The organism is Stutzerimonas stutzeri KOS6 (assembly GCF_000307775.2).
GTDB lineage: Bacteria > Pseudomonadota > Gammaproteobacteria > Pseudomonadales > Pseudomonadaceae > Stutzerimonas > Stutzerimonas stutzeri_B.
Genome location: NZ_KK020676.1, coordinates 301862 through 310680 on the forward strand (window position 1 = coordinate 301862; position 8819 = coordinate 310680).

Annotated in this window: 9 protein-coding genes; 8 read left to right on the forward strand and 1 reads right to left on the reverse strand. The window is 62.3% G+C overall.

All coding sequences use genetic code 11. The features are described from left to right. Positions 1-51 precede the first annotated feature (51 nt). The 4 genes from B597_RS46255 (at position 52) to B597_RS29950 (ending at position 3840) form a co-directional block, all read left to right on the forward strand. A complete protein-coding gene (locus B597_RS46255) occupies positions 52-264 on the forward strand; it encodes a helix-turn-helix transcriptional regulator (RefSeq protein WP_003296349.1) in 213 nt (70 codons plus the stop codon). Beyond that, a complete protein-coding gene (locus tag B597_RS29945) occupies positions 261-467 on the forward strand; it encodes a hypothetical protein (RefSeq protein WP_003296348.1) in 207 nt (68 codons plus the stop codon). The genes B597_RS46255 and B597_RS29945 overlap by 4 nt, the downstream gene beginning before the upstream one ends. A gap of 274 nt (positions 468-741) precedes the next feature. Continuing rightward, on the forward strand, positions 742-2802 hold the full coding sequence (locus tag B597_RS46025; protein WP_152028139.1) for an AAA family ATPase: 2061 nt from the start codon (positions 742-744) through the stop codon (positions 2800-2802). Positions 2803-3165: 363 nt separating this feature from the next. After that, entirely contained in the window at positions 3166-3840 is a 675-nt protein-coding gene (locus tag B597_RS29950) for a hypothetical protein (protein WP_003296346.1), read from the forward strand. A 76-nt stretch (positions 3841-3916) separates the two neighbouring features. Here the strand turns inward: B597_RS29950 and B597_RS29955 are convergent, their stop codons facing one another. Then, complete coding sequence (locus B597_RS29955; RefSeq protein WP_003296345.1) at positions 3917-4129, reverse strand: hypothetical protein; 213 nt, start codon at positions 4127-4129, stop codon at positions 3917-3919. 834 nt (positions 4130-4963) lie between these two features. On the opposite strand from B597_RS29955, the gene B597_RS0223125 reads away from it, so the two are divergent. From B597_RS0223125 to dxs, 4 genes are all read left to right on the forward strand, one after another. After that, positions 4964-5305 (forward strand): helix-turn-helix domain-containing protein, encoded by a 342-nt coding sequence (locus B597_RS0223125; RefSeq protein ID WP_051519735.1) that lies wholly within the window; start codon positions 4964-4966, stop codon positions 5303-5305. A gap of 124 nt (positions 5306-5429) precedes the next feature. Next, the gene (locus tag B597_RS29960) at positions 5430-5672 is read left to right on the forward strand and encodes an exodeoxyribonuclease VII small subunit (protein ID WP_003296343.1); all 243 of its coding nucleotides are present in this window, start codon (positions 5430-5432) and stop codon (positions 5670-5672) included. Beyond that, positions 5672-6559 (forward strand): polyprenyl synthetase family protein, encoded by an 888-nt coding sequence (locus B597_RS29965; protein WP_003296342.1) that lies wholly within the window; start codon positions 5672-5674, stop codon positions 6557-6559. Before B597_RS29960 ends, B597_RS29965 begins: the two co-directional genes overlap by 1 nt. 109 nt (positions 6560-6668) lie before the next feature. Further along, positions 6669-8567, forward strand: a complete 1899-nt coding sequence (gene dxs, locus B597_RS29970; protein ID WP_003296341.1) for a 1-deoxy-D-xylulose-5-phosphate synthase — start codon at positions 6669-6671, stop codon at positions 8565-8567. The last annotated feature ends 252 nt before the right edge of the window (positions 8568-8819 follow it).

Sequence of the window (8819 nt, forward strand, 5' to 3'; positions counted from 1 at the left end):
TATTGAATAGGCGTCGCTAGTCGTTAAACGACACTAATGGAGCGATGCAAAATGAGCAGCTTGTCCCGCCACACACGTCCCGCCCGGGCGATTTATCGCCTTCCCCAAGTCATGGCCGCCACCGGATTCGGGCGCGCCTGGATTTATGAGCTGATGAGGCGCGGAGACTTTCCGCCCTCGTGCAAGGTTGGTTCCCGCGCTGTCGGCTGGAATGCCGCGTCAGTAGATGCTTGGATCGCTGAGAAACTGGGGGAGCGCGTATGAACCCGCAAGACTTCCCGATTGACGCGCTGTCCCTGTCAATCGCTCGCGCTGACGCTGTACTGGCATTGATTTCAACGCAATTCGATGACCCGGATGCTGACCAGCACCCCGCGGAAGTGAACAGTGACGCTATCGGCGCCGTACGCGCTGAGCTAGCAGCTGTCCGCGCGCTGATTGCTGAACAACTGAGGGTGACGGTATGAGCTGGCGAGGGCTGACGCTAGACCCGAACATGGTTGCGGGAGCTGGGCTCCCCCACGTGGGGCGACTCCCCTCCCCCTCACGGGCATTGCGGCGTGCTAACTGGGCTGAGCTCAGGCGGCTTGCCCGGCGAAACGGCTGTTCGCACTCACAACTAGCCGCTTGGCTCGTCGATCAGGATGTCCCATGGATGAGCGGTATTCAGATCATGCGGTATGCCCTGGGCTGTACCCGCCCGGAAGCTGAAACCGCTTTGTGGGCTGCGGGGGTGAAGCCGTGACGGACGCAGAGTATGACGACCTGATCGGGGCACCAGCCGCGACCTGCTCGCCGAAGCCCGATCTGAACGAAGCCCGTCGCTTTCTTGAGGCGCTGGCGCTTGGCGAGCCAGTGACATTCCAGACCTTCGACGACACCCCAGCAAAGCGTCCACTGCTCGCCCAAATGCGGCACGGCACGCTTGATGAGCACGCCGCCTTTCTGGAGAAGATGAACGCCAAGGGGGCTGGTGTATTCGTGACCGTTAACGCAACGGATGGCGAGGGGCGCAAAAGGGAGAATATTATCCGTCCCCGCGCGCTGTTCGCTGACTTCGATGACCCAGCGCCAGATACTTTGGAACGGCTGCGAGCCGATGAGTTGCCGCCATCGATCATGGTCGAGAGCAGCGCCGGGAAGCTGCACGCTTACTGGCTTACGGATGAGCTGGAGCTTGGCGAGTTCATGAGCCGGCAAAAACAGATTGCAGCATCATGGGGCAGTGATCCAAGCGTCTGCGACCTGCCCCGCGTTATGCGCCTGCCTGGATTCCTCCATAACAAAGGGAGGCCGCAACCTGTACGGCTGATTGAGGCGAGCGGGAAACGGTACGGCTCGGAGCTACGGGAGCGGTACAGCGCCGGCAACGGATCTGAAGGCACCACAGCCACGGCGGACGATGACGATACCGCGGAGCTGTTGGCGCTGATGCCCACGCGTGTGAACCTGGCAAGTGCAATCGGCAATCTGCGGGCAGGCGAGGACGTTCATGCAAACGCACTAGCGCTCGTCGGTAAGTGGACGCATGCGGGGGTAGCTGAGAACGATATCAGGGAGCTTTTCGCCAACTTTATCGCGCCGGCCGTGGCCACTGCGCGTGGCGCTGATCGTGCGTCTGAACTTATGGGCACTGAGCTGGAGCGGATGTTTGCCGGCGCCAAGGCAAAGGGATACGCACCGATCAAGCCGGACGGCCCGGCGCTGGACTGGGTGGAGCTGGATGACCTAATGATCGCGGACATCCCACCAGTTCGCTTTCTGTTTGAGCCGCTGCTGCCACGCGGAGACGTGACGTTACTTTCAGCTGATGGGGGGACCGGAAAGTCCACATTGGCGTTAGCCCTAGCTGCACACGTAGCCTGCGGGCGCGACTGGGATGGCTTGGCTACGGAAGAAGGGCGCGCCTTGTTCGTCAGCCTGGAAGACCCGGCCAATATATGCCGCCTGCGCCTGCGCGATGTGATTAGCACTTATGACCTGGACGCCGGGCGGGTCAGTCGAAACGTGCGGATCGCAGACGGTACGAAAGGGACTGGCGCGCTACTGGCACCCCAAGACGGCAAGCTCTATCCCACCCCCGTCCTGCTGGAACTAAGCGGGGCATTGCTACGTGAACGGTTTGATCTGATCGTAGTCGACAACGCTTCTGACGCTTTCGCGGGGAACGAAAACGATCGCCAAGAGGTGCGGACATTCATCCGGTTCATGCGATCCATGGCACGGAAAACAGACGCAGCTGTGCTCGTGCTGGCGCACGTCGATAAAGCCACCGTTCGCGCCAGCTCTACCACTGCAGGTAGCCGGTACAGTGGTAGTACAGCCTGGAACAACTCCGTTCGTGCCCGTCTGGCCATGTTCTACGATGCCGGAGTTCTAGTGCTGGTACATGAGAAGTCCAACCTAGCCAAGCTGCTGGAAAAGCAGATTCGCATGGATTTCGTCAATGCGGTCCCGGTGCCACTGACCATGATCGATGGTTATGACGAATGCGCAGCCACGGCCGAACAGCGGGAAGCCGAAACCATCCTGGCGCTTATGCAGGAGGCTATCGCAAAGGGGCTGGATGTGAGCGCGGCGAGGTCCGGCCCGGCGACAACCTGGCACTTGCTGCACGCCATGGAAGGCGCTCCAGCAGACTGGAGCAGGAAAGAAGGCAAAGCGCGATTCAATCGCCTGCTGGTGCGCCTGGAGGCGGCCGGACAACTGCGGCGCGAAGAATGGAAAGATGATTACCGGAACAAGAAGACACGTTTTGTGCCCGCAACCATGACGGACCTACTCGACGATATGGACATTTAATCGCTGCTGATGGGGGTAAAAAGTGCGTATGCGTTACCCCCCATACCCCCCAAGCGTACTAACGCGCTTTGGGAGCGCGTCGTTAGCCGCGTTGGTGGGGATGAAACAACCAACGCACAACCAACGCATGAACTAACGCACTAACGCACTCTTCCCGATACGAAAACGGAAAAATCGGGATTCGCATCACCGAAGGTGCCTATACAGAAAATTCGAATTTCGCGAAGTCCGTGACTCTGCGCCCCCGCGGATGGCTCCCCCGCTCAGATGGGACCCGGAGCGACTACGTTAAAGGCAGGTGTTTGCCGATGATGGTTCATGGCGATATGGTGGCCGCCGTCCATGGAATCAGGAGTGCAAGCAATGCCCGGCGAACTCTTCGGCCTGTTCGTTTTGACCGGCGGCACGGTTGCCGCTGTGCTGGCGTATCTGGTCTGGTCGCACGTATCGGCGGCGCGGGAGAAAGCCCGGGAGGCTGAAAAAGAACAACGCTGGCGCGTGGCATTCGGCATGGCGGAAGAGTCACCACCAGCGCCGAAGCCAGGTAAGCCAGGGCGCGCATGGTTGCCGGTTGCTGTGCTGGTCGGTGCCCTGGCGATCGGCGCCGGGCTTATGGTGGCGGATGATGGCGAAGAGGGTGGCCGGCCGGCGGCAGCCGATAACCTGGCCGCACGGTTTCCGGGGCCATGGCGGGAGGATTATCTACAACTGGATCAACACACAGTTGAGCAACGGCGGGAACTCGCGCTATTCAGCATGCGCGCGCTTGGCGCGGAGGTTAACTTGGCCGCCGTCACGGCTGCGCCAGACGAAGCGGAAACGCGCGAACTTGTAGCGACAGGGATCAACCTCAACGGCCTGTTATGCGCCAGGGTCACGGCAATAAGGCCGCTTGAGGTTGACGGGAACTATGAAGTGGAATGCCTAGAATATCGGGGCGGGAAAATCACTAAATCTTACTTTATTGACGTATGGCGCGGATTGGCACTGATTCCGGGAGCCGAGCCCAGGTCATCAGATGGATGGATTAGGCCCTGATTCAATAAAAAGCCCGGGCTTTCCGGGCTTTCCGCTTAATTTTTTTTTCAACTGGCGAACGTCGATTAGCGACCCGCTAGCCGTACCGGCCGAAGTCTTCCGCATAGCTTCGAGTTTTCATCGCGCTCGCGATTATTGCCATCAGCAGCGCGGCCAGGATGCTGCCGCCTGGCTTTACCGCCATCCAGAACGCGGCACCGTAGGAGATGAGGCGGACGGTTCGCACGATTAGGTTAAAGCCGGCGTAAACGTAAACGGCCGCGGGTGTTTTCTCTTCATCCCGTTTCATTTACCAGTCCATTGCCTAAATGAGCCTGGCTCTTAGCATGGCTCCATTTCACCACCGCGTCACGCTCTTGGATTGGATGGACGCCGCCATGAACGCGCCACACTTCTGTGGGACTAAATGTGGGTACGCGAGAAGAATTTTAATATTTCTCTTTATACCTCAATGGCTTATTTGAAAATAAAGCCGGCCACAAGCCGGCTTTTTATTTTTCAAAGGAAATCCGTGCGGCTGAGGCTGGGCCGACTGGACCTCCGATTTGGACCAGCAGTATTTGCAACTGTCTGTTCAGGTTCCGCAGCTGACGGCGATGCGGCCAGCACGACCAGCCATGAGATCGACCCGAGTTCAAGCGCGAGCCTACCAAGCGGGCGCATGAGCATGCGCTGGTCGACGCCGCTCTGCCTGGATGGCAAAAAAACCAGAACTTAAATTCCAGTTAAACGCCAAAATCGCCTCGATCTAGACGTTTATTGCGTGCAAATGCTCGCCTGACTAGCATTTCAAGCGTTAAATTTCCGGTACACGCCATGCCTGAGCAGCTGACGATACAAACATTCGTTAACGGCCGGTGGCACGACGCCCTGGTGCTGACGGTGGATGATCCTGCGAAGGTAAAGGGACGGTGTCTGCTCGACTGCATAAACCCCGAACTACCTGATCGATTTCCTGGAATGTGTCGACTCCGGCCTCGATCCCGCGGTCAGCGTAAATCTGCCCATCAGTTGGGCGAGCACCCGCACTCAGGGCTTTGCAGCGCTTATTTACGACATCATCCCCGCTGGTGCTGCGCGAAAGTCGCTGGAAAGGCGTTTTGCCGGTGAAAAGCCCAACGGAATGGATCTGGACCTGTTCCTGCTCAAGCGCTGCGCGCCAGCGCCCATTACAATTCGCCGCCTGCGCCTCGAAGTCACCGGACTGGACCAGGACTCGTTCACCAAGATGTGCAAACTGACGACGAAGACCCTGTCCGCGCTTGAGAATGACAGGGGCAATCCTACGATCAACACCCTCAACGGCATTCTCAGGCCGTTCGGATTGGCAATGACGCTCGGTTCGTTGCGCCATCGCCCCGCCAAGCCGGTCCGCCAGAACGAACAAGAGCCAGCGCGTAGACGGGGAGCCAGCCCGAAACGCCAGAAGGCAGCACTACAAACGACGGCCGCCAAGGCCGAGTGAACCGCTGCACTTCGGCAACGGAGCGCTTGGCGATGCATCAGGCCGGCGAACCTTGTGGCTGCAACGGGCCTTCTTTGCTAATGTCGCGCCCGATTCCGACTCGCCGCCGACGACAGGTTCCCGCATGGCCCGCAAGAAAGCCGCCCTCGATTTCGAACAATCCCTCGCCGAGCTGCAACAGCTGGTGGAGCGTCTGGAGAGCGGCGAACTGTCGCTGGAAGACTCGCTGACCTGCTTCGAGCAGGGCATCGGCCTGACCCGTGACTGCCAGGCCGCACTCAGCCAGGCCGAACAGAAAGTTCAGATCCTGCTGGAACGCGACGGCGCCCTGCAGGAAGCGCCCTTCGAGTCGGACCCCGAAGCATGATGATCGGCGACTACCAGAAAAGCTGTCAGCAGCGCGTCGACGGCTGCCTAGAAGCGCTCTTCGTCGCCCCGCAGCCGCAACTCGAGCGGCTTTACCAGGCCATGCGCTACAGCGTGATGAACGGCGGCAAGCGCGTCCGCCCGCTGCTGGTCTACGCCGCCTGCGAAGCACTGAACGGCGACAAGGCCAACGCCGACGGCGCGGCCTGTGCGGTCGAGCTGATCCACGCCTATTCGCTGGTGCACGACGACCTGCCGGCCATGGACGACGACGACCTGCGCCGCGGCCAGCCCACCACCCACAAGGCCTTCGACGAGGCCTGCGCCATCCTCGCCGGCGACGGCCTGCAAAGCCTGGCTTTCGAGGCCATGGCCCAGGACCGGCATAATCCGCCGGATGCCACCCTGCGCCTGCGCATGTTCAGCGTGCTGGCCCGTGCGGCCGGGCCGGCCGGCATGGTCGGCGGTCAGGCCATCGACCTCGGCTCGGTGGGCCTCAAGCTCGATCGCGACGCACTGGAACTGATGCACCGGCACAAGACCGGTGCGCTGATCGAAGCCAGCGTGCAGCTCGGCGCGCTCGCCAGCGGCCATGCCGATGCCGACAGCCTCGCCGCGCTGAGCCAGTACGCCCGCGCCATCGGCCTGGCCTTCCAGGTCCAGGACGACATCCTCGACGTCGAAAGCGACACCGCGACCCTGGGCAAGCATCAGGGTGCCGACATCGCCCGGGACAAGCCGACCTACCCGGCGCTGCTCGGCATGGATGCGGCCAAGGTCTACGCCAGTGAGCTGCGCGACCAGGCGCTGCATGCGCTGCAGCCGTTCGATGAGGCCGCCGAGCCGCTGCGCGAGCTGGCGCGCTACATCGTCGAACGACGCAACTGAGCCTTTTGCCAGAAACGCAGTCCAAACCCTACCGGACCCGGGGCCGTTCTTATCGAAGGGCCCATCGGGTAAACTGCCGCACTATTTTTCAACGAAAACGATCCGCCTGATGCCCAAGACGTTCCATGAGATTCCTCGGGTGCGCCCCGCGACGCCCGTTCTTGACCGAGCGGCGACACCCGAGCAGCTGCGCCGACTGAGCGAGGCGGAACTCGAAGAGCTTGCCAACGAACTGCGCCAGGAGCTGCTCTATAGCGTCGGCCGCACCGGCGGGCATTTCGGTGCCGGCCTCGGCGTGATCGAACTGACCATCGCCCTGCACTACGTCTACGACACGCCGGACGATCGGCTGGTGTGGGACGTCGGCCATCAGGCCTATCCGCACAAGATCCTTACCGGACGCCGTGAGCGCATGGCCACGCTGCGCCAGAAGGACGGCCTGGCCGCCTTCCCGCGTCGCTCGGAAAGCGAATACGACACCTTCGGCGTCGGTCATTCCAGCACCTCGATCAGCGCCGCCCTGGGCATGGCGGTCGCCGCCCGTCTGAAAGGCGAGCAGCGCAAGTCGATCGCCGTGATCGGCGATGGCGCGCTCACTGCCGGCATGGCCTTCGAGGCGCTCAACCACGCCCCGGAAGTCGGCGCCAACATGCTGGTGGTGCTCAACGACAACGACATGTCGATCTCGCGCAACGTCGGCGGGCTGTCCAACTACCTGGCCAAGATTCTCTCCAGCCGCACCTATTCGAGCATGCGCGAAGGCAGCAAGAAGATCCTCTCGCGCCTGCCGGGCGCCTGGGAAATCGCCCGCCGCACCGAGGAATACGCCAAGGGCATGCTGGTGCCCGGTACCCTCTTCGAGGAGCTGGGCTGGAACTACATCGGCCCCATCGACGGCCACGACCTGCCCACCCTGATCGCCACCCTGCGCAACATGCGCGACCTCGACGGCCCGCAGTTCCTTCATGTAGTGACCAAGAAGGGCAAGGGCTTCGCCCCGGCCGAAGCCGACCCGATCACCTGGCATGCGATCAGCAAGCTGGAGCCGGTCGGCGCACCGCCGGCACCGAAGAAGCCCGCCGGGCCGAAGTATTCGAATGTGTTCGGCCAGTGGCTGTGCGACATGGCCGCCGCCGACGCACGGCTGACCGGCATCACCCCGGCGATGAAAGAAGGCTCCGACCTGGTGGCCTTCAGCGAGCGTTATCCCGATCGTTACTTCGATGTCGCCATCGCCGAGCAGCACGCGGTGACGCTGGCAGCCGGCATGGCCTGCGAAGGCCTGAAGCCGGTGGTGGCGATCTACTCGACCTTCCTCCAGCGCGCCTACGACCAGCTGATCCATGATGTCGCGGTGCAGAACCTCGACGTGCTGTTCGCCATCGACCGCGCCGGACTGGTCGGCGAAGACGGTCCGACCCATGCCGGCAGTTTCGACCTCTCCTACCTGCGCTGCATCCCCGGCATGCTGGTGATGACGCCCAGCGACGAGAACGAGATGCGCCGCATGCTCACCACCGGCTATCACTTCGAAGGCCCGGCTGCGGTGCGCTACCCGCGTGGCAGCGGCCCCAACGCCGCCATCGAACCGGGGCTGGAACCGCTGGAGATCGGCAAGGCGGTGGTGCGCCGTCAGGGCAGCAAGACCGCGCTGCTGGTGTTCGGCGTGCAGCTGCCCGAGGCGCTGCGGGTCGGCGAGGCGCTGGACGCCACTGTGGTCGACATGCGTTTCGTCAAGCCGCTGGATGAAGCCCTGTTGCGCGAGCTGGCGGCCAGTCACGCGCTGCTGGTGACGATCGAGGAGAACAGCATCATGGGCGGCGCCGGCAGCGCGGTGGCCGAGTTCCTTGCCGCCGAAGGCGTGCTGCGACCGATCCTGCACCTGGGCCTGCCGGATTACTACGTCGAGCACGCCAAGCCCAGCGAAATGCTCGCCGAATGCGGCCTGGATGCCGCCGGCATCGAAGCGGCCGTACGCAAGCGCCTCGCAGCACTCGGCGGGGCCTGACGCAAAATTTTTTATCCGCACAGCCCCGACGCGGCCGCAGCCTCCGCAGGGTGGGCTTTAGCCCACCGACCGACACGCACAAGGCATGGGCGCTGGTGAGCTGAAGCCCACCCTACGGTACTCCCCGGATGTGGCCTGGGAAGCGGCCGTACGCAAGCGCCTCGCGGCACTCGGCGGGGGCTGACGCGACGATTTTTGTCCGCACAGCCCCGACGCGGCCGCAGCCCCCGTAGGGTGGGCTTTTGCCCACCA

What these genes read in the sequence shown, in the direction of transcription:
- B597_RS29960 (WP_003296343.1), top strand. Translation starts at nt 5,430, where the DNA reads ATGGCCCGCAAGAAAGCCGCCCTCGATTTCGAACAATCCCTCGCCGAG.
- B597_RS46255 (WP_003296349.1), top strand. Translation starts at nt 52, where the DNA reads ATGAGCAGCTTGTCCCGCCACACACGTCCCGCCCGGGCGATTTATCGC.
- dxs (WP_003296341.1), top strand. Translation starts at nt 6,669, where the DNA reads ATGCCCAAGACGTTCCATGAGATTCCTCGGGTGCGCCCCGCGACGCCC.
- B597_RS29955 (WP_003296345.1), bottom strand. Translation starts at nt 4,129, where the DNA reads ATGAAACGGGATGAAGAGAAAACACCCGCGGCCGTTTACGTTTACGCC.
- B597_RS29965 (WP_003296342.1), top strand. Translation starts at nt 5,672, where the DNA reads ATGATCGGCGACTACCAGAAAAGCTGTCAGCAGCGCGTCGACGGCTGC.
- B597_RS29950 (WP_003296346.1), top strand. Translation starts at nt 3,166, where the DNA reads ATGCCCGGCGAACTCTTCGGCCTGTTCGTTTTGACCGGCGGCACGGTT.
- B597_RS29945 (WP_003296348.1), top strand. Translation starts at nt 261, where the DNA reads ATGAACCCGCAAGACTTCCCGATTGACGCGCTGTCCCTGTCAATCGCT.
- B597_RS0223125 (WP_051519735.1), top strand. Translation starts at nt 4,964, where the DNA reads ATGGATCTGGACCTGTTCCTGCTCAAGCGCTGCGCGCCAGCGCCCATT.